The sequence below is a fragment of the Janthinobacterium sp. GW822-FHT07A03 genome, assembly GCF_058798815.1.
The window spans coordinates 511,074-530,625 of the sequence record NZ_JBXAKW010000001.1; the positions used below are offsets into that span (position 1 = coordinate 511,074).

At 61.5% G+C, this 19,552-nt stretch carries 18 protein-coding genes; 17 read left to right on the top strand and 1 reads right to left on the bottom strand.

Going from position 1 to position 19,552, the window contains the following annotated elements; translation table 11 throughout:
• Positions 1-226 precede the first annotated feature (226 nt).
• Both cfa and AC1RJW_RS02300 read left to right on the top strand, forming a co-directional pair.
• Entirely contained in the window at positions 227-1,402 is a 1,176-nt protein-coding gene (gene cfa, locus AC1RJW_RS02295) for a cyclopropane fatty acyl phospholipid synthase (RefSeq protein ID WP_493043112.1), read from the top strand.
• Positions 1,403-1,430: 28 nt separating this feature from the next.
• The gene (locus AC1RJW_RS02300; protein ID WP_493043113.1) at positions 1,431-2,276 is read left to right on the top strand and encodes a LysR family transcriptional regulator; all 846 of its coding nucleotides are present in this window, start codon (positions 1,431-1,433) and stop codon (positions 2,274-2,276) included.
• A 98-nt stretch (positions 2,277-2,374) separates the two neighbouring features.
• On the opposite strand, the gene AC1RJW_RS02305 is transcribed toward AC1RJW_RS02300, so the two are convergent.
• Positions 2,375-3,061: a Bax inhibitor-1/YccA family protein gene (locus AC1RJW_RS02305; RefSeq protein WP_034752039.1), complete on the bottom strand. Its 687-nt coding sequence runs from the start codon at positions 3,059-3,061 to the stop codon at positions 2,375-2,377.
• Between the two features lie 222 nt (positions 3,062-3,283).
• Between AC1RJW_RS02305 and ndk the strand changes: the two genes are divergently transcribed.
• From ndk to AC1RJW_RS02380, 15 genes are all read left to right on the top strand, one after another.
• Positions 3,284-3,700, top strand: coding sequence for a nucleoside-diphosphate kinase (gene ndk / locus AC1RJW_RS02310; RefSeq protein ID WP_070223377.1), 417 nt, complete (start codon positions 3,284-3,286; stop codon positions 3,698-3,700).
• Between the two features lie 124 nt (positions 3,701-3,824).
• Positions 3,825-5,000: a dual-specificity RNA methyltransferase RlmN gene (rlmN, locus tag AC1RJW_RS02315; RefSeq protein ID WP_034752035.1), complete on the top strand. Its 1,176-nt coding sequence runs from the start codon at positions 3,825-3,827 to the stop codon at positions 4,998-5,000.
• A gap of 11 nt (positions 5,001-5,011) precedes the next feature.
• The gene (gene pilW, locus AC1RJW_RS02320; protein WP_493043115.1) at positions 5,012-5,788 is read left to right on the top strand and encodes a type IV pilus biogenesis/stability protein PilW; all 777 of its coding nucleotides are present in this window, start codon (positions 5,012-5,014) and stop codon (positions 5,786-5,788) included.
• A gap of 67 nt (positions 5,789-5,855) precedes the next feature.
• Positions 5,856-6,776, top strand: a complete 921-nt coding sequence (locus AC1RJW_RS02325) for a helix-turn-helix domain-containing protein (RefSeq protein ID WP_493043116.1) — start codon at positions 5,856-5,858, stop codon at positions 6,774-6,776.
• 38 nt (positions 6,777-6,814) lie between these two features.
• Positions 6,815-8,083, top strand: a complete 1,269-nt coding sequence (gene ispG / locus AC1RJW_RS02330; protein ID WP_493043118.1) for a flavodoxin-dependent (E)-4-hydroxy-3-methylbut-2-enyl-diphosphate synthase — start codon at positions 6,815-6,817, stop codon at positions 8,081-8,083.
• A 32-nt stretch (positions 8,084-8,115) separates the two neighbouring features.
• Positions 8,116-9,477: a histidine--tRNA ligase gene (gene hisS / locus AC1RJW_RS02335; RefSeq protein ID WP_493043119.1), complete on the top strand. Its 1,362-nt coding sequence runs from the start codon at positions 8,116-8,118 to the stop codon at positions 9,475-9,477.
• Positions 9,478-9,530: 53 nt separating this feature from the next.
• Positions 9,531-10,199: a YfgM family protein gene (locus tag AC1RJW_RS02340; RefSeq protein ID WP_493043121.1), complete on the top strand. Its 669-nt coding sequence runs from the start codon at positions 9,531-9,533 to the stop codon at positions 10,197-10,199.
• Positions 10,200-10,283: 84 nt separating this feature from the next.
• Positions 10,284-11,429, top strand: coding sequence for an outer membrane protein assembly factor BamB (gene bamB, locus AC1RJW_RS02345; RefSeq protein WP_493043122.1), 1,146 nt, complete (start codon positions 10,284-10,286; stop codon positions 11,427-11,429).
• 4 nt (positions 11,430-11,433) lie between these two features.
• Positions 11,434-12,780, top strand: coding sequence for a ribosome biogenesis GTPase Der (der, locus tag AC1RJW_RS02350; protein ID WP_070221915.1), 1,347 nt, complete (start codon positions 11,434-11,436; stop codon positions 12,778-12,780).
• A gap of 227 nt (positions 12,781-13,007) precedes the next feature.
• A complete protein-coding gene (gene hfq / locus AC1RJW_RS02355) occupies positions 13,008-13,244 on the top strand; it encodes an RNA chaperone Hfq (RefSeq protein WP_008450615.1) in 237 nt (78 codons plus the stop codon).
• Between the two features lie 114 nt (positions 13,245-13,358).
• Positions 13,359-14,582, top strand: coding sequence for a GTPase HflX (gene hflX, locus AC1RJW_RS02360; protein WP_493043124.1), 1,224 nt, complete (start codon positions 13,359-13,361; stop codon positions 14,580-14,582).
• A 2-nt stretch (positions 14,583-14,584) separates the two neighbouring features.
• Positions 14,585-15,877 carry an FtsH protease activity modulator HflK gene (gene hflK / locus AC1RJW_RS02365; protein WP_493043125.1) on the top strand — a complete coding sequence of 431 codons (1,293 nt, stop codon included), beginning with the start codon at positions 14,585-14,587 and terminating at the stop codon, positions 15,875-15,877.
• Positions 15,877-16,764 carry a protease modulator HflC gene (gene hflC / locus AC1RJW_RS02370; RefSeq protein WP_099378211.1) on the top strand — a complete coding sequence of 296 codons (888 nt, stop codon included), beginning with the start codon at positions 15,877-15,879 and terminating at the stop codon, positions 16,762-16,764. Before hflK ends, hflC begins: the two co-directional genes overlap by 1 nt.
• A 271-nt stretch (positions 16,765-17,035) precedes the next feature.
• On the top strand, positions 17,036-18,196 hold the full coding sequence (locus tag AC1RJW_RS02375; protein WP_326459257.1) for an ATP phosphoribosyltransferase regulatory subunit: 1,161 nt from the start codon (positions 17,036-17,038) through the stop codon (positions 18,194-18,196).
• A gap of 3 nt (positions 18,197-18,199) precedes the next feature.
• Entirely contained in the window at positions 18,200-19,513 is a 1,314-nt protein-coding gene (locus AC1RJW_RS02380) for an adenylosuccinate synthase (protein ID WP_034752021.1), read from the top strand.
• Positions 19,514-19,552 lie beyond the last annotated feature (39 nt).

Below are 19,552 nucleotides of genomic sequence, written 5' to 3' on the forward strand. Positions count from 1 at the left end.
CGGGCGGCTTTTTTCATGCTACGGTGCGCTTCCTGTATAAGATATTTCCATAGAATAATTGATTGAAATCATTTTGCAGCAATTATTTTGATATGAATAACCATGATGTTTCATTATCCAGATGCGGATGAGGGGTAGATAATTTTATTGCTGGTGCGCCGCCGGGCACCTGATGTTGACTTGCCGGCGCGCACCGGCACCGACAATCATCTGGAGGCGGCAGGGCATGAACACGCAGCAAACGACACAAGCGCCGATTCAATTGCGGCAAGCACCGAACATCACCCTCGACACGCGGCTGACGCGCGAAGCGGCCGAACTGCTGGCCAGGGCCGACATTCACCTGAATGGCCGCGCCGCCTGGGACATGCAGTTGCGCAAGCCGGGCGTACCCGAGCGGGCTTTCGCCAGCGGCAACCTGGGCCTGGGCGAGGCTTACATGGATGGCGACTGGGATGCAAATCAACTCGACGAATTCTTTTGCCATCTGCTGCGCGCCCGGGTAGCCGACGACGTGCGGCCCATGCGCCTGGCTTTCCACGCGCTGTACGCGCGCCTGTTCAACCTGCAGACGGAGCGCCGCGCGTGGATGGTGGGCAAGGAGCACTATGACCTGGGCAACGCCTTCTATGCGGCCATGCTCGATCCGCGCATGACCTATACCTGCGGCTACTGGAAGGACGCCGGCAACCTGGCCGAGGCGCAGGAAGCCAAGCTCGATTTGATCTGCCGCAAGCTGCGCCTGGAGCCGGGCATGCGCGTGCTCGACATCGGCTGCGGCTGGGGCAGTTTCATGCGCTATGCGGCGGAAAAATACGGGGTGCAGTGCGTGGGCGTGACGATTTCGAAAGAGCAGGTCGCCTACGCGCGCGGCATGCCGGGCGGAGAAAACCTGGACTTCCGCCTGCAGGATTACCGCGACACCAATGAAAAATTCGACCGCATCGTCAGCATCGGCATGTTCGAGCATGTGGGGCACAAGAACCACCGCACCTTCATGCAAGTGGCGCACCGCTGCCTGGAAGACGACGGCCTGTTCCTGCTGCACACGATCGGCAAGAACAAGCGCGATTCCGCGTGCGACCCGTGGATCGACAAATACATCTTCCCGAATGGCGACTTGCCCTCCATCGGCCAGATCGGCGACGCCATCGACGACCTGTTCGTGGCAGAGGACTTGCACAACTTCGGCGCCGACTACGACAAGACCCTGATGGCCTGGCACGCGAACTTTGAGCAGGCCTGGCCGCAGTTTGCGGCCCAGCTGGGCGAGCGCTTCCACCGCATGTGGTCATATTATTTGCTGTCCTGCGCGGGCGCCTTCCGCGCGCGCGACCTGCAGCTGTGGCAGTGGGTCTTGTCGAAGCAGGGCGTATTGGGTGGCTACGAGCGTGTCAGGTGAGATGCGCGTCAGCTGATATGATGGCTTGATGGATATCAATCAAGCGCGTACCTTCCTGGAAGTGGCTTCCTGCGGCAGCTTCATCATGGCGGCCGAACGCATGCACGTGACGCAGACGGCCGTCAGCGCCCGCATCCGCACGCTGGAGCAGCAGCTGGGGCGCCAATTGTTCGTGCGCAACAAGGCGGGCGCGCGCCTGACCTCGGCCGGCGAGCGTTTCATGCGCCACGCGGCCACCATGGTGCAGGTGTGGGAGCGGGCGCGCCACCAGGTGGCCTTGCCGCCGGGGCGCGATGACGCCGTCAGCATCGGCTGCGAGCTGAGTTTGTGGCAGCCGCTGCTCGGCGACTGGCTGATACGCATGAGCCGCGACTGCCCCGAGATCGCCCTGCGGGCGGAAGTCGACAGTCCCGCGCGCCTGCTCGACGCCGTGCACGACGGTTCGCTCGACCTGGCGGTGCTGTATAACCCGCCGCAGCGCCCGGGCCTGGCCAGCGAACTGCTGGCCGAGGAAAAACTGGTGATGGTCACCACGCGCGCGGACGGACAGATGCATGCCGATACCTATGTGTACGTGGACTGGGGACCCAGTTTCGCGGCCAACCACCAGGCGGCGTATCCTGAGCTGAGCAGCCCGCCCGTTTCGATCTCCCTGGGGCCGCTGGCCCTCGTGTACCTGCTGGAAGTGGGCGGCGCCAGCTACTTTCGCATCGGCAGCGCGCAACCGTATCTCGATACGGGCCTCTTGTACCGCGTGCGCGATGCGCCCGAATTCTCGCATTCCGCCTACGCCGTGTATGCGGCCCAGCGCGACAACCCGACCCTGGACCGCGCCCGCGCCTGTCTGCTCGAGGTGGCGGAGAAGATCAGGTAGGTTCGACAGACGTAAAAAAGCCGACCTGCGGGTCGGCTTTTATTTTCATGCTCTGGCGCATAAGCGCAACGCCGCCCTGGGCGTTTTTGCGTTAGCGCTTAGTCGCGGCTGCCGCCAGCGAAGCCCAGCAGGGACAACAGGCTGGTGAAGATGTTGTACACGTCCAGGTAGATGCGCAGGGTGGCCGAGATGTAGTTGGTCTCGCCGCCGTTGATGATTTGCTGCACGTCATACAGGATGTAGGCCGAGAAGATGGCGATGGCGACCATGGAGATCACGATCGACAGTGCCGACAGGCCCAGGAAGATGTTCGCCACCGATGCCAGGATCAGCACGATCACGCCGGCGAACAGCCATTTGCCCATGGCCGAGAAGTCGCGCTTCGAGACCGTGGCGATCGTCGCCATCACGGCCAGGATGGTGGCCGTGCCGCCGAATGCCGTCATGATCAGCATGCCGCCGTTCGAGTAGCCGAGCGTACGCGTCAGGATAGGCGTGAGCATCAGGCCCATGAAGAAGGTAAAGCCCAGCAGGACGGCGACGCCCAGGCCCGAATTCTTGGTTTTCTCGATCGCGTACATGAAGCCGAAAGCGACGGCCATGAAGATGATGAAGCCCATGCCGCCGGTCAGCATCGGCAAATGCATTTGCACGCCGATGAAGGCGCCCAGCACGGTCGGTATCATGGACAGTGCCAGCAGCCAGTAAGTGTTGCGCAAGACCTGGTGGCGGACTTGCTGCATGCCCCCCGACAGGTCAAAGGTGCGTTGCATGTTCTGATTCATAGTGCCTCCGTGTTGTCAATTCAAATTACTACTTTGCCCAAGGATAGCATGGACCCCGGTTTTTACAAAAAAACCAGCTTAAGATTTAATTAAACTCAGGCAAGGGCGGAAGATGCCCACCTGCCTGTCTGGGTGATATGGGGTGGAGTATGGTAAAATCAAAGGTTGATTGAGTTATCAATTTACCGTTTTAAACCTTTCTTTTTATTGGAGTTTTCACACATGGCAATCGAACGCACCCTGTCGATCATCAAACCAGACGCAGTTGCAAAAAACGTAATCGGTCAAATCTACACCCGTTTTGAAAACGCTGGCCTGAAAATCGTTGCAGCACGCATGACCCAACTGTCGCGCGAACAAGCTGAAGGCTTCTACGCAGCGCACAAAGAACGCGGCTTCTTCAAGGATCTGGTCGACTTCATGGTTTCCGGTCCAGTCATGATCCAAGCCCTGGAAGGCGAAAACGCCGTTCTGGCCCACCGTGACCTGATGGGCGCGACCGATCCGAAGAAAGCAGAAAAAGGCACGATCCGCGCCGATTTCGCCGATTCGATCGACGCTAACGCCGTACACGGTTCCGACGCTGTCGAAGCTGCTAAAGTAGAAATCGCTTACTTCTTCCCAGAACTGAAGGCTTAATTGCCTTAGATAACGTTATTTCCTGGCGTTATCTGTGAAATAACTTATCACCCCCTGTTCCCGCTGCGCTGTGGTGCTTTGCCCCTGATGCGCGCGGGGACGGATTTTTAGAATAGACAAGATCATGAATACGACGACCCTCACCAACTTGCTGGACCTTGATCCCGCGCAACTCATCGCCTACTGCGCCGAGTTGGGAGAGAAACCGTTTCGTGCGAAACAATTGCAACGTTGGATACACCAGTTCGGCGCCTCCGACTTCGACGCCATGACGGACCTGGCCAAGTCGCTGCGCGACAAGCTGGCTACGCGCGCCGAAGTGCGCGCCCCGGCCATCATCAGCGACCACACGTCGACGGACGGCACGCGCAAGTGGCTGGTCGACGTGGGCAATGGCAATGCCGTGGAAACCGTGTTCATCCCGGAAGAGAACCGCGGCACGCTGTGCATCTCGACCCAGGCCGGCTGCGCCGTGAACTGCCGTTTCTGCTCGACGGGCAAGCAAGGCTTCAACCGCAACCTCAGCGTCGGCGAAATCATCGGCCAGCTGTGGATGGCGGAATTCGAATTGCGCCGCACCAAGGGCATCGAACCGGGGCCGAAAGGCGAGCGCCAGATCACCAACGTGGTGATGATGGGCATGGGCGAGCCCCTGCTGAACTTTGAACCGACCGTCACGGCCCTGAAATTGATGCTCGACGACAACGCCTACGGCCTGTCGCGCCGCCGCGTGACCCTGTCGACGTCGGGCGTGGTGCCGATGATGGACAAGCTGTCGCAGGAAGTACCGGTGGCCCTGGCCGTCTCGCTGCACGCCTCGAACGATGCCTTGCGCGACGGGTTGATTCCACTGAACAAGAAATACCCGCTGAAGGAACTGATGGCGGCGTGCAAACGCTACCTGGAATTCGCCCCGCGCGATTTCATCACCTTCGAATACTGCATGCTGGACGGCGTCAATGACAGCGACGAGCACGCGCGCGAACTGCTGGCGCTGGTGCAAGACCGCGAGTTTGGCGTGAACTGCAAGTTCAACTTGATTCCCTTCAACCCGTTCCCCGAGTCGGGCCTGTTCCGCTCGAAAAACCCGCGCATCAAGGCGTTTGCCCAGGTGCTGATGGATGGCGGCATCATCACCACCGTGCGCAAGACGCGCGGCGACGATATCGATGCGGCCTGCGGCCAGCTGGCCGGCGAAGTCAAGGACCGCACGCGGGTGCAGGAACGCATGGAAAAGATGACTGAGTATCAACAGAAATTTGGCGCCAATTTCGGCAAGATTGTGGAGATCCGCTCCTGATGCGGGAAAGCATGGCTTACCAACGCTCGCTTGCTGTGGCCGCTGTTTGCCTGGCTGTGCTGCTGGTCGGCTGTGCTTCCACCGCAGACAAGGAGCAAGCTGCATCTGTCGAGCAGCGCGCCGCCTTGCGCTTGCAGCTGGCCAGCGCCTATTATATGCAAGACCAGTTTGTGGTGGCGTTGGCCGAAGCAGAGCAGGCGGTGCAGCTGGTGCCGGACAACGTCCAGGCGCGCGGCATGCGGGCCCTGATTCTTGCTGCCATGCGCCAACCTGGGGCTGCTGAAAAAGATTTTCTTTACGCATTGCGCCTCGCGCCCCACAATCCCGAGTTGAGCAATAATTATGGCCAGTTTCTGTGCCAGACCGGGCGCGCGGCGCAGTCGCTGGCGTATTTTGATGCCGCATTGCAAGATGCAGCCTATGGCACGCCTGAACTGGCGCTGCATAATGCGGCGGCGTGCAGCCTGGTCATGAAAGATTACCCGCGTGCCGCTGACTACTGGCTCAAGGCGGAGCGCATCGCACCTGGCGCGGCAATCACGTATGCCGGCCTGGTGCGCGTGTATTACCAACAGCAAGACTACCGGCAAGCGGCTCGTTACCTTGAGCGGCTCGGTAAAGTAGCGACAATGGAGAGCCAGACGGCCGATGTGCTGTGGCTCGGGATCAAGGTGCAGCATAAGCTCGGGGATGCGGGTGCGGAAGCTGGCCTGGGGGCGCATTTGCGCAACCACCATTCCGGCTCCCCCGAATATGCTGCTTATCAAAATGGGGCGTTTGATGAGTGAGACAGGGATACCAATGAATTCAGAGTGGGCAGAAACGCCTCAGCAGCAGCCCCAGGGCAATCTTGCGTTGGCAGGTGCACAATTAAAGGCGCAGCGCGAAGCGCTGGGCTGGCCCGTGGAACAGGTGGCTGACCAGCTCAAGCTGGCGCCGCGCCAGGTGATCGCGCTGGAAGAGGGCGACATGGCGGCCTTGCCGAACGTGGCCGTGGTGCGCGGTTTCGTGCGCGCCTACGCCAAGGTGGTGCGTCTCGACGCGGCGCCGCTGGTGGCCATGATTGAAGTCCACCCGGCGCCGGCGCAAGATCCGGCCGCGCCCGTGCGGCGCGAGATTTCCGCCACGTTCTCGGAATCGCGCTTCCCGTCGATGACGCAGCGTTCGTCGAACCAGACTCCCCTCTGGATCGCCGGCGCCGTGGCCGTCGTCGTGGCAGCCGCCTTTGGCGCCTATAAACTCGGCTATGTGCCGGCCAGCCTGCTGTCCTCGCACGCCGAGAAGGAAACGGCGCATGCGGAAGTGGGCCCCGTGGAAACGACCCTGATCAAGCCGGGCCAGGACTTGACGCCCGTGCAGTCGCCGTCCGTGCCCCTGATTTCCGTGCCGCCGCCGCCAGGCAACGATACGCAGACGGGTGCCCCTGCCGCTTCGGCGCCGGCCGCCGCCGCAGTGCCGCCAGCCGCCGTTCCAGCTCCGGTGACAGCGGCGACGCCCGCCGTCACGCCGCCCGCTGCTGCCGCGGTCCCTGCCGTGGGCGCGAATGCGCTGGTGCTGAAGGTGGAGCAGGATTCTTGGGTGGAAATTCGCCGCCCTGGCAGTTCGCCGCTGATTTCGCGCATGGTCAAGGCGGGCAGCACGGAAACGTTCGATATCACGGGACCGGCCACCCTGGTGGTGGGCAAGCCGGGTGTTGTGCAGGCAACTTTGCGCGGCGCCAAGCTGGATCTGCCGACCGTGGCCGGTGGCACGATTTCCCGTGTCAGCATCAAATAATTGCAGTAATCGTTCAAGCAAACTCAGAAGATAATATTATGGCTACCTCGAAAACAGCGATCGGCTCCGGCCCTTCCGGCCGCCGCGACAGCCGCAAGGTGCTGATCGCGCACGGCCAGCGCCAGATCTGGGTGGGCGGCGACGCCCCCGTGGTGGTGCAGTCGATGACGAACACGGATACGGCCGATGCCATCGGCACGGCGATCCAGATCAAGGAGCTGGCGCGTGCCGGTTCGGAACTGGTGCGCCTGACGGTGGACCGTCCGGAAGCGGCTGCGGCCGTGCCGTACATCCGCGAGCAGCTCGACAAGATGGACATCGACGTGCCGCTGGTGGGCGATTTTCACTACAACGGCCATACCCTGCTCAACGACTACCCCGATTGCGCGCGCGCGCTGTCGAAGTACCGCATCAATCCGGGCAACGTGGGCAAGGGCGCCAAGCGCGATACGCAATTTGCGCAAATGATCGAGGCGGCTTGCAAGTATGACAAGCCGGTGCGCATCGGTGTGAACTGGGGCAGCCTGGACCAGGCCTTGCTGGCGCGCATCATGGATGAAAATGCGGGCCGTGCCGAGCCATGGCCGGCGCAAGCCGTCATGTACGAGGCGCTGGTAACGTCGGCGATTGAAAACGCCGTGCGCGCCGAAGAACTGGGCCTGGGTCGCGACAAGATCATTCTGTCGTGCAAAGTTTCTGGTGTGCAAGATTTGATCGCCGTGTACCGCGAACTGGCGCAGCGCTGCGACTATCCGCTGCACCTGGGCCTGACGGAAGCGGGCATGGGCAGCAAGGGCATCGTCGCTTCGACGGCGGCGCTGGCCGTGTTGCTGCAAGAGGGCATCGGCGACACCATCCGCATTTCGCTCACGCCCGAACCGGGCGGCGACCGTACGCGCGAAGTCATCGTCGGCCAGGAAATCCTCCAGACCATGGGCTTGCGCAAGTTCGCGCCCATGGTGATCGCCTGTCCCGGCTGCGGGCGCACGACGTCAACCACCTTCCAGGAGCTGGCCGACAACATCCAGACGTATCTGCGCGAGCAGATGCCGGAATGGAAGAAATCGTATCCGGGCGTGGAAGCGATGAACGTGGCCGTCATGGGCTGCATCGTCAACGGTCCCGGCGAATCGAAGCATGCGAACATCGGCATCAGCCTGCCCGGCACGGGCGAGTCGCCAGCCGCCCCCGTGTTTGTCGACGGCGAAAAAGTCGTCACCCTGCGCGGCGAACGCATCGTCGAGGAATTCCAGGACATCGTCTTGAATTATGTAAAGAGTCACTACGGAAACACGGTTGCCGTCTGAGCCCGATCCGATAAAAAGCAAAGAAGAACACTATGTCCGAAAATAAAAAAGCAGAGAAAATCACCGGCGTGAAAGGCATGAACGACGTGCTGCCCGCCGACGCCCCGCTGTGGGAATTGTTTGAAAATACGGCCCAATCCGTGCTGCAAAGCTACGGTTTCCAGCAAATCCGCACGCCGATCGTGGAAGAGACGAAATTGTTCGCGCGCGCCATCGGCGCCGTGACCGATATCGTGGAAAAGGAAATGTATTCGTTCACCGATTCGATGAACGGCGACAACCTGACCCTGCGCCCTGAAGGCACGGCTGGCGTGGTGCGCGCCGTGGTCGAGCACAACCTTGTGTACGAAGGTCCGAAGCGCCTGTGGTACAAGGGCCAGATGTTCCGCCACGAGCGCCCGCAGAAGGGCCGCTACCGCCAGTTCCACCAGTTCGGCGTGGAAGCCATCGGTTTCACGGGCCCGGATATCGACGCCGAGATCATCATGCTGTCGCGCCGCCTGTGGGACGATCTGGGCCTGGAAGGCATCCGCCTGGAGCTGAACTCGATCGGCGACGCGGCCGAGCGCCTGCGCCACCGCGCCGACCTGATCGCCTACCTGGAAAGCCACAGCGAGCTGCTCGACGAAGAAGCCAAGCGCCGCCTGCACAGCAATCCGCTGCGTATCCTGGACACCAAGAATCCTGCCATGCAGGACCTGGTCAATGGCGCGCCGAAGCTGCTGGACTACCTGGGCGAGGAATCGCTGGCCCACTTCCATGGCGTGCAGAAGATCTTGAACCACAACAATATTCCGTTCACCATCAATCCACGCCTGGTGCGCGGCCTCGATTACTACAACCGCACGGTGTTCGAGTGGGTCAGCGACAAGCTGGGCGCGCAAGGCACGGTTTGCGCCGGCGGCCGCTATGATGGCATGGTGGAAATGTTTGGCGGCAAATCGACGCCCGCCGTCGGTTTCGGCATGGGCGTCGAGCGCCTGGTGCTGCTGATGAAGGATGCGGCCGAGCCTGAAGCGCCGGCGCAGTGCGACGTCTATCTGGTGCACCAGGGCGAGCAGGCAGGCTTGCAAGCCTTCGTGCTGGCAGAACGGATTCGCGATGCGGGCCTGGACGTTGTGCTACATTGCGCAGCGAGCAACGGCGGCGGCAGCTTCAAGACGCAAATGAAAAAGGCCGATGCCAGCGGCGCGGCGTTTGCCGTGATCCTGGGCGACGATGAAATCGCCAACAATGTTGCGACGGTGAAAGCCATGCGCGATGCCGATGCCGGCGCGCAGCAGAACACGGTGCCGTTCGACGATGTCGTCGATTACGTGGTGGATCAGATCATCGGCGACCACGATTGCGGCCACGACCACGGTCCTGGCGGCCATGTGCATCACCACCATTGATTTGAAGCAAGACCGTACTACCCTCGATCAACTACTCATTAAACTGACGACCCATGGCATACGATCACGAAGAACAAGAACAACTGGCAACCCTCAAGGCCTGGTGGCAGCGCAATGGCAATCTGACCTCCTGGGTCCTGATCGTGGCGCTGGCCGGCTACAGCGGCTGGGCTGGCTGGCAGTACTACCAGCGCACGCAGGCTGCGCAAGCGGGCCAGCTGTACGACGAACTGCAAAACGCCATCGCCGCCAAGGACACGGCCAAGGTGATGCGCGCGGCCGGCGACATGCAATCGCGTTTCAGCGGCACGGCGTATGCACAGATGAGCGCCCTGGCCGCGGCCAAGGTGGCGTTCGACGCGAACGACCTGAAAACGGCGAAGACCCAGCTGCAATGGGTGGCCGAGCATGGCACGGAAGAGTACAAGGCCATCGCCAAGCTGCGCCTGGCCGGCGTCCTGCTGGACGAAAAAGCCTACGATGAAGCGTTGAAAGTGCTGGCAACGGCGCCCGTGACGCAATTTGCCGGCGCCGTGGCAGACCGTAAGGGCGACATCCTGGTGGCGCAAAACAAGCTGGCCGATGCGCGCACGGCTTACCTGGCTGCGCTGGCCGCGACGGACAAGAACAATCCAGGCCGTCAATTGATCCAGGTCAAACTGGAAGCGATCGGCGGTACGGTACCGGAAGACAAGGCCAAGGCTGACAAGGCCGCTGCCTGACAGGAACACTGATGGCGCAGCCGCGCGGCGTTTGCGCCGCCTGCCTTGCCCTTACAAGTACAAGAAAAAGGTTGGATAACACTTATGCGTGTCACTGAAAAGCTGGTAGCTGCAAGTCTGTTGGCCCTGATGGCCGGTTGCTCGTCGTGGAACCCGTTCGCCTCGAAAGATCCGAAAGTCGAACCGGCCAAGCTGGTCGAGTTAAAATCGAGCATCGCCGTGCGCGACGCCTGGAAGTATTCGATCGGCAAGGCCGGCGTGTACGCGTTTACGCCTGCGCTCGCTGGCAACAGCGTCTACGTGGTCAGCGCCGATGGCGCGCTGGCGCGCCTGGATGCGGCCAGCGGCCGTGAAACGTGGCGCGTCAAGGCCGGCAGCGACATCACCTCCGGCGCCGGCAGCGATGGCACGGTCGTGGCCGTGGGTGCCGCCAAGGGCGCCGTGCTGGCGTTTGACGCCGATGGCAAGCAGTTGTGGAAGGCGCAGGCGTCCAGCGAAGTATTGACGGCGCCCGTCGTCGGGCAAGGCGTGGTCGTGGTGCGCAGCGTGGACAACCGCATCGTCGGCTTCGACGCCAAGACGGGCGAACGCAAGTGGACGGTGCAGCGTGCCACGCCGGCATTGACCTTGCGCAATGCGCCGGGCATGGTGCTGGGCGGCGCGAACATCTACGTGGCCCAGCCGGGCGGCAAGCTGCTGGCACTGACGGCGGCGACCGGTGTGGTACGCTGGGAGATCGTCGTCAGCGAACCGCGCGGCGCCACCGAACTGGAGCGTGTCTCCGATATCGCCGGCACGCCGGTGGTGTTCGAAGGCGAAGTGTGCGCCGTCACCTACCAGGGCAAGGCGGGCTGCTTCGATGCCGTCACGGGCGTGCCGCGCTGGACCAAGCCGGTCTCGTCCGATGTGGGCGTGGCCGTCGACCAGCGTTTCGTGTTTGTTGCCGATGACCAGGGCGGCGTGGTGGCGTTCAGCCGCGAAGGCGGCCAGAGCGCCTGGAAGAATGAGGCGCTGGCGCGCCGCCGCCTGTCGACGCCGGCCTCTTACGGCCGCAGCGTCGCCGTCGGCGACTATCAAGGTTATATCCACTTCCTGTCACGGGAAGATGGCGCATTAATAGGTCGTGTCAGCACCGACGGTAGCCCGATTGTTTCGGCTCCCGTTGTTGCCGGTTCGAATTTGATTTTTCAAACCCAATCAGGGACAGTGACCGCTCTCGCGGTCGAGTAATACAATGAAGCCGGTAATTGCACTAGTAGGTCGACCCAATGTTGGGAAATCGACTTTATTCAATCGTCTGACCCGCTCGCGCGATGCGCTGGTGGCGGATTTGCCTGGGTTGACGCGCGATCGTCACTATGGCGAAGGCCGTGTCGGCGAACGTCCCTTCCTGGTCATCGATACGGGTGGTTTCGAACCCGTCGCCAAGGAAGGCATCATGCACCAGATGGCTCTGCAGACCAAGCAGGCCGTGGCCGAGGCCGACGTGGTGGTGTTCATCGTGGACGGCCGTCAAGGCCTGACTCCGCATGACAAGACCATCGTCGACTTCCTGCGCAAGAGCGGTCGCCCGGTCTTGTTGGTGGTCAACAAAAGCGAAGGCATGCGCTACACGGCCGTCGTGTCCGAATTCTATGAATTGGGCATGGGCGATCCGTATGCGATCTCGTCGGCGCACGGCGACGGCGTCAACGACCTCGTCGAAGTGATGCTGGACCTGGCGTTCGCGCAGCGTCCGGATGAGCCTGAAGAGCTGGAAAAGACCGACCGCGGCATCAAGATCGCCCTCGTCGGCCGTCCGAACGTGGGCAAGTCGACCTTGATCAACACCCTGCTGGGCGAAGAGCGCGTGATCGCCTTCGACATGCCGGGCACGACGCGCGACTCGATCGAAATCCCGTTCGAGCGCGATGGCCAGCAATACACCCTGATCGACACGGCAGGTATCCGCCGCCGCGGCAAGGTGTTTGAAGCGATCGAGAAATTCTCGGTGGTGAAAACGCTGCAGTCGATTTCCGAAGCCAACGTGGTCGTGCTGATGCTCGACGCGCAGCAGGATATCTCGGAGCAGGACGCGCATATCGCCGGCTTTATCCTGGAATCTGGCCGCGCGCTGGTCGTGGCCGTGAATAAATGGGATGGCTTGCAATCGCACCAGCGCGATGAAATCAAGATCGATATCGACCGCAAGCTCGATTTCCTGTCGTTCGCGCAGATGCATTTCATTTCGGCGCTGAAGGGTACCAACATCGGTCCATTGATGAAGTCGCTCAACGCCGCGTATGCGGCCGCCATGTGCGACCTGTCGACGCCGAAGCTGACGCGCGCCCTGATCGAGGCCGTGGAGAAGCAGGAGCCGCGCCGCAAGGGCTCGATTCGTCCGAAGCTGCGCTATGCCCACCAGGGCGGCATGAACCCGCCTGTGATCGTTATTCACGGCAATGCGCTCGACGCCGTTGGCGATCCGTACAAGCGTTATCTGGAAAAACATTTCCGCGATACGTTTGCCCTGGTCGGCACGCCGCTGCGCATTGAACTGCGCACGGGTAAAAATCCGTTTGCACGCACGCCAAGCAAGTAAAATTAAGTGCATATTAAGGCGCCGCAGAGATAATGCGGCGCCGATAGCCAATTCAATGGCTTTTGCACGGAAATAATAAAGTGTTAATGCGCCATGCGCGACAGCGATCGCGAAAACAGGTTACAGTAGCTATGACGCATCTTTCTTTCTTTGAAAGGTGTGAGAGCACTTGAAATCAAGCGAGTCGCCTCCAATTCTTACACAACAACATAAACAACGGAGCTGTTATGAGCAACAAAGGGCAACTGTTACAAGACCCATTCCTCAATGCATTACGCAAAGAGCATGTTCCTGTCTCGATCTACCTGGTCAATGGCATTAAATTGCAGGGCCATATCGAATCGTTCGATCAATATGTCGTATTGCTGCGCAATACGGTGACACAGATGGTGTACAAGCATGCCATCTCGACAGTGGTGCCGGCCCGTGCCGTCAATCTCAATATTGAATCTGAAGCGGAGTAAAGCGTTGAGCTTGACGGCCCAGCGCCTTTCACCCTCCATCGCCCCCGCCCGCGCCAGCGGCGCTGATGCGTTTGCATCGGCGTCGGCGTCCGCCGCAACTCATCTGATGCCATCATGCGCGCGGCACTAGTCGGGGTTGACTTCGGTCACAGCGACTTCGCCGCCAGCATGGAGGAGCTCATGCTGTTGTCGCGTTCGGCTGGTGCGGACCCGATTTCCACCATCACGGCCAAGCGTTCCAGCCCCGATTCCGCGTATTTCGTCGGTAGCGGAAAGGCCGATGAAATTGGCGACGTCGTCGTCAACGATGGCCTGGAAATCGTCATCTTCAATCACGCCCTCTCGCCTGCCCAGCAGCGCAATCTGGAAAAGCGCCTGAATGTGCGCGTGCTCGACCGTACCAGCCTGATCCTCGACATCTTCGCGCAGCGCGCCAAGAGTCACGAGGGCAAGCTGCAAGTCGAGCTGGCCCAGCTGCAGCATCTGGCCACGCGCCTGATCCGCGGCTGGACCCACCTGGAACGGCAAAAGGGCGGTATCGGCTTGCGCGGTCCCGGCGAGACGCAGCTCGAGACTGACCGCCGGCTGATCGGCGAGCGCGTCAAGGCCTTGCGTGCGCGCCTGGAAAAGCTGCACAAGCAGCGCGAAACGCAGCGCCGCGCGCGCGGCCGCAATCACACATTCTCCGTGTCCTTGGTCGGCTATACCAATGCCGGCAAGTCGACGCTGTTCAATGCCGTGACCAAGGCCGGCGTGTATGTGGCCGACCAGTTGTTCGCCACCCTCGACACCACCTCGCGCCGGGTTTACCTGGGCCAGGAAGTGGGCAATGTGGTGATCTCCGACACGGTCGGCTTCGTGCGCGAACTGCCGCACCAGCTGGTGGCTGCCTTCCGCGCCACGCTCGAAGAAACCATCCATGCCGATCTGCTGCTGCACGTCGTCGACGCCGCGTCACCGGTGCGCATGGAGCAGATCGAGCAGGTCAACCTGGTCTTGAAAGAGATCGGCGCCGATCATATTCCGCAAATCCTCGTGTGGAACAAGATCGATGCGGCCGGCCTGGAGCCTTCGGTGGAGCGCGACGAATATGCTACGATCAGTCGCGTGTTCGTCAGTGCGCAGAAGGGCAGCGGGCTCGACCTGTTGCGCGATGCGATCGTCGAAATGGCCAGGAAGGCGCCCCGTTCGGCGCACCTGTATCAGAACGACGAAGCACCGCAGGAAGATCAGTTTGACGGTCAGTACGACCAGCACGATGGCGCCGCCCCGGACCAGGACGAAGAGCCTGGCGAGGACGATAGGATTTCCACCCACTCCCAAGTCGGAACACGATAGTTATGCTTGTCTCCCTACTCAAAAAAACAGGCTTGAAGTTGTCCCTGAACGATCCCCGCTGGGGCAATCGCAAGGACGACGGCAAGAAAGCCCAAGAAGGCAAAAAGCCCGGCGAAGGTCCGCCGGACCTCGATCAGCTGTGGCGCGATTTCAATCAGCGCCTGAACGCCTTTTTCGGACAAAAGAACCGTCCCGACAACGGCGGCAACGGCGGCAACAATAATGGTGGCCCGCGTCCCGACATGAAGGGCGCCGGCATCACCGCCGGCGTGGTTGGCGTGATCGCCGTCTTCATCTGGCTCGCCAGCGGCGCCTTCATCGTGCAAGAGGGCCAGAACGGCGTCGTGCTCACGTTCGGCAAATACAGCCACACCACGCCGGCCGGTTTCAACTGGCGCTGGCCGTATCCGTTCCAGACCGACGAAACCGTCAACGTGTCGCAGGTGCGCACGGTGGAAGTGGGTTATCGCCAGTCGCTGCGCAACAAGCAGGCCAGCGAGTCGCTGATGCTGACGGACGATGAAAACATCATCGACATCCAGTTCGCGGTGCAATACACCCTGAAAGATCCCGTCGCGTGGCTGTTCAACACGCGCGACCAGGAAGACACCTTGCGCCAGGTCGCCGAAACGGCGATCCGCGAAGTGGTCGGCCGCAGCAAGATGGACTTCGTCTTGTACGAAGGCCGCGAAAAGGTCGCCTACGATACGCAGCAGCTGATGCAGCAGATCCTCGACCGCTACAAGGTCGGCGCCGTCATCACCAACGTGACGATGCAGGCCGTGCAGCCGCCGGAGCAGGTGCAAGCCGCCTTCGACGATGCCGTCAAGGCAGGCCAGGACCGTGAACGCCAGAAGAATGAAGGTCAGGCTTACGCCAACGACGTCATTCCGAAAGCCCGCGGCGCCGCATTCCGCCTGATGGAAGAAGCTGCCGCGTACAGCGCGATGGTGACCGAGAACGCCGCCGGTAACGCTTCGCGCTTCAAGCAGGTGCTGGTCGAGTACCAGAAGGCGCCGGTCGTCACGCGCGACCGCATGTACCTCGAAACGATGCAGCAAGTGTTCAGCAGTGCCAGCAAGGTCATGGTCGACGCGAAGACGGGCAGCAATCTGCTGTACCTGCCGCTCGACAAGCTGATCGCCCAGACGGCCGCCACCGATGCCGCCGCTGCCGCCGCCCGTGCTGCCGCGACACCCACAGCCAACACCGTTTTGCCACAGGAAGCCATGCAGACAGTAGAAGTCAATTCGCGCCGTGACAGTCGCTCTTCGCGTGAACGGGAGAGCCGCTAATGAACCGTATCGTAGCCGCCCTGATCGCGGGCTTTATCGCGATCATGCTCTTGTCCTCGACCGTGTTCGTGGTCGACCAGCGTAAGTATGCGGTCGTCTTCGCCCTCGGGGAAGTCAAGGAAGTCATCAGTACGCCGGGCCTGTATTTCAAGCTGCCGCCGCCGTTCCAGAACGTGCTGTACCTGGACAAGCGCATCTTGACCCTGGACACGCCGGAACCGGAGCGCTTCATCACGGCCGAGAAGAAGAACATCCTCGTCGACGCGTATGTGAAGTGGCGCATCGCCGATCCACGGCTGTATTTCCGCAGCTTTGGCGGCGATGAAAAGCCGGCCCGCAACCGCATGTCGCAAATCGTCAAGGCGGCGCTGAACGATGAAATTACCAAGCGCACGGTGCGCGAAGTGATCTCGGGCCAGCGCGGCAAGGTGATGGAAGCGATCCTGGCGAAGGTCTCGGCGGAAGCCAAGGCCATCGGCGTGGAAATCGTCGACGTGCGCCTGAAGCGCGTCGATTACGTCGAGCAGATCAACAACTCCGTGTACGAGCGCATGAAGTCCGAGCGCGTGCGCGTGGCCAATGAACTGCGTTCGACCGGTTCGGCCGATTCCGAGAAGATCCGCGCCGACGCCGACAAGCAGCGCACGGTGATCCTGGCCGAAGCGTATCGCGAAGCCGAGAAGATCCGCGGCGAGGGCGATGCCAAGGCGTCGCAGGTGTATGCGGAAGCGTTTGGCAAGAATCCGGAGTTCTACAAGTTCTACCGCAGCCTGGAAGCCTACCGCGCCACGTTCAAGGACAAGGGCGACGTGATGGTGGTCGATCCGAGCTCGGAATTTTTCAAGTACTTCAAGGGTAACGGCACGGCCGCTCCGTCCAAGAAGTAAGACAGCATCCAGACTGCACTCGGCCGCAAGGACGGGCGGCAGCAACAGCGGGGCCGGCATCGATGCCGGCCCCGTTTTTTTGTGCCCGACAAGCTGTTGCGGGAAGGCGTAAAATGCGGTGTTTTTAGGGTTGTGCGGCAGCGTTTCGGACAACTTATCCCTAAAGGCCCGTGTTTTCGCGTAAAATATCAGGTTCGGCCTCTTGCCTGGCGCGCCCGCCGCTGCCTCGCATGATGCATTTTTTCAACTTTCTTCCGTATCTCGCTCCCTCATGCCGAATTGGCTTTTGCCCGAAAATATTGCCGATGTTCTGCCGTCGGAAGCGCGCAAGATCGAAGAGCTGCGCCGCCTCATGCTGGATAATTTCCGTCTGTACGGATATGAACTGGTCATGCCGCCGCTGCTCGAGTATCTGGAATCGCTGATGACTGGCGCTGGCAAGGATACCGACCTGCGCACGTTCAAACTGGTCGACCAGCTGTCGGGCCGCATGCTCGGCCTGCGCGCCGACATGACGACGCAAGTGGCGCGCATCGACGCGCACCTGCTCAACCGTGCCACCGTCACCCGCCTGTGCTACGCCGGCAGCGTGCTGCATACCCGTCCGTCGGGCCTGCACGCCACCCGCGAACCGTTGCAGATCGGCGCCGAAATCTATGGCCACGCCGGCCTGGAAGCGGATGCCGAGATCCAGGAACTGGCGCTCGCTTCGCTGGCACTCGCCGGTTTCGATGCGGTCCGCCTGGATTTGTCGCACGTCGGCCTGTTGCGCGCTATCATTGCGCAAGACGCCGCCGCCGGGCGCGACGAAGCTGCGCTGTACGCCTTGCTGCGCGCGAAAGATGCGCCGGGCCTGCGCGCCCTGACCGCATCCTACGATGCCGTCACGCGTGATGCGCTGCTGGCCTTGCCGAACCTGTACGGCGACATCGACGTGCTGGCGCGTGCGCGCGAAGTGCTGCCGCCGCTGCCGGGCGTGCTGAAAGCGCTGGCCGAACTGGCCGCACTGGCAGGATCTGCGCTGGGCCGCGCCGAAGTGGCGATCGACCTGGCCGACCTGCGCGGCTACCAATATGAAAGTGGCGCGATGTTTGCGCTGTATGTACCTGGCTTGCCGAACGCGGTTGCGCGCGGCGGCCGTTATGACCACGTCGGCGAAGCGTTCGGCCGGGCACGTCCCGCGACCGGCTTCTCGCTCGATTTGCGCGAACTGGCGCGCCTGTTGCCGACCGCGGAACGGAAGCATTCGATCCGCGCGCCGTGGGGCAGCGCGCCAGAATTGAAGGAAAAAATCGCCGAGTTGCGCAAGGCGGGCGAGGTCGTGATCCAGAGTATGCCGGGTCACAGTAATGAACAAGACGAGTTCGAGTGCGATCGCGTGCTGGTACTTGCCGATAATGGTAGTAGCTGGATTCTTAAAAACTTAGGTTGAGTGATGTCAAAGAAAATTATGGCAAAGAACGTTGTTGTCATCGGCACCCAATGGGGCGATGAAGGTAAAGGCAAGATCGTCGATTGGTTGACCGATCACGCCCAGGGCGTGGTGCGCTTCCAGGGCGGCCACAATGCAGGTCATACGCTGGTCATCGGGGGCGTCAAAACCGCGCTGCAGCTGATCCCGTCGGGCATCATGCGTCCAGGCGTCGCCTGCTACATCGGCAACGGCGTGGTCGTTTCCGTGCCGGACGTGCTGCGCGAAATCGACAAGCTGGAAGCCGTCGGCGTCGAAGTCGCCTCGCGCCTGAAAGTATCGGACGCTGCACCCGTGATCCTGCCTTACCACACCGCGATCGACCTGGCCCGCGAAGCCAAGCGTGGCGATGCGAAGATCGGTACCACCGGCAAGGGCATTGGCCCGGCCTACGAAGACAAAGTGGCGCGCCGCGCGATCCGTATCGCCGACCTGCTGAACGAGAAGCGCTTTGCCGAAAAGCTGGCCGAAAACCTCGATTACCACAACTTCGTGCTGGAAAACTACCTGAAGGCGCCGAAAGTCGACTATCAGAAGACCCTCGACGACGCGCTGGCCTATGTGCCGCGTCTGCGTCCGATGGTCACCGACGTGTCGAGCGCGCTGTACAAGGCGCACAAGGCCGGCGCGAACCTGCTGTTCGAAGGCGCGCAGGGTTCCCTGCTCGACGTCGACCACGGCACCTATCCGTTCGTCACCTCGTCGAACTGCGTGGCCGGCAATGCCGCCGCCGGTTCGGGCGTGGGTCCTGGCATGCTGCACTACATCATGGGCATCACCAAGGCCTACACGACGCGCGTCGGTTCCGGTCCGTTCCCTTCGGAACTGCCAACGGATGCGGGCGTCGGCCACCACCTGGCGCAGGTCGGCCATGAATTCGGCACCGTGACGGGCCGTGCCCGCCGCTGCGGCTGGTTCGACGCCGCATTGCTGCGCCGCTCGGTGCAGATCAACGGCGTGACGGGCATGTGCCTGACCAAGCTGGATGTGCTGGACGGTATCGAAACGCTGAAACTGTGCACCGGCTACACCATCGACGGCGTGGCCACGGACATCTTCCCATCGGGCGCTGAAGAAGCCGCCCGTTGCGTACCTGTGTACGAAGAGATGCCAGGCTGGACGGAAAGCACGGTCGGCGCGAAATCGCTGGCGGCCCTGCCGGCAACGGCGCGCGCTTACATCAAGCGCATCGAAGAACTGGTTGGCGTGCCGGTGGACATGGTTTCGACCGGTCCGGATCGTGAAGAAACGATCGTGCTGCGCCACCCATTCGAATAAGCTGCTGGACACAATCCGCCGCAAGGCGGATTTTTTTAA

Coding starts and splice junctions, on each gene's coding strand:
- cfa (WP_493043112.1), top strand. CDS start 227: ATGAACACGCAGCAAACGACACAAGCGCCGATTCAATTGCGGCAAGCA.
- AC1RJW_RS02300 (WP_493043113.1), top strand. CDS start 1,431: ATGGATATCAATCAAGCGCGTACCTTCCTGGAAGTGGCTTCCTGCGGC.
- AC1RJW_RS02305 (WP_034752039.1), bottom strand. CDS start 3,061: ATGAATCAGAACATGCAACGCACCTTTGACCTGTCGGGGGGCATGCAG.
- ndk (WP_070223377.1), top strand. CDS start 3,284: ATGGCAATCGAACGCACCCTGTCGATCATCAAACCAGACGCAGTTGCA.
- rlmN (WP_034752035.1), top strand. CDS start 3,825: ATGAATACGACGACCCTCACCAACTTGCTGGACCTTGATCCCGCGCAA.
- pilW (WP_493043115.1), top strand. CDS start 5,012: ATGGCTTACCAACGCTCGCTTGCTGTGGCCGCTGTTTGCCTGGCTGTG.
- ispG (WP_493043118.1), top strand. CDS start 6,815: ATGGCTACCTCGAAAACAGCGATCGGCTCCGGCCCTTCCGGCCGCCGC.
- hisS (WP_493043119.1), top strand. CDS start 8,116: ATGTCCGAAAATAAAAAAGCAGAGAAAATCACCGGCGTGAAAGGCATG.
- AC1RJW_RS02340 (WP_493043121.1), top strand. CDS start 9,531: ATGGCATACGATCACGAAGAACAAGAACAACTGGCAACCCTCAAGGCC.
- bamB (WP_493043122.1), top strand. CDS start 10,284: ATGCGTGTCACTGAAAAGCTGGTAGCTGCAAGTCTGTTGGCCCTGATG.
- der (WP_070221915.1), top strand. CDS start 11,434: ATGAAGCCGGTAATTGCACTAGTAGGTCGACCCAATGTTGGGAAATCG.
- hfq (WP_008450615.1), top strand. CDS start 13,008: ATGAGCAACAAAGGGCAACTGTTACAAGACCCATTCCTCAATGCATTA.
- hflX (WP_493043124.1), top strand. CDS start 13,359: ATGCGCGCGGCACTAGTCGGGGTTGACTTCGGTCACAGCGACTTCGCC.
- hflK (WP_493043125.1), top strand. CDS start 14,585: ATGCTTGTCTCCCTACTCAAAAAAACAGGCTTGAAGTTGTCCCTGAAC.
- hflC (WP_099378211.1), top strand. CDS start 15,877: ATGAACCGTATCGTAGCCGCCCTGATCGCGGGCTTTATCGCGATCATG.
- AC1RJW_RS02375 (WP_326459257.1), top strand. CDS start 17,036: ATGCCGAATTGGCTTTTGCCCGAAAATATTGCCGATGTTCTGCCGTCG.
- AC1RJW_RS02380 (WP_034752021.1), top strand. CDS start 18,200: ATGTCAAAGAAAATTATGGCAAAGAACGTTGTTGTCATCGGCACCCAA.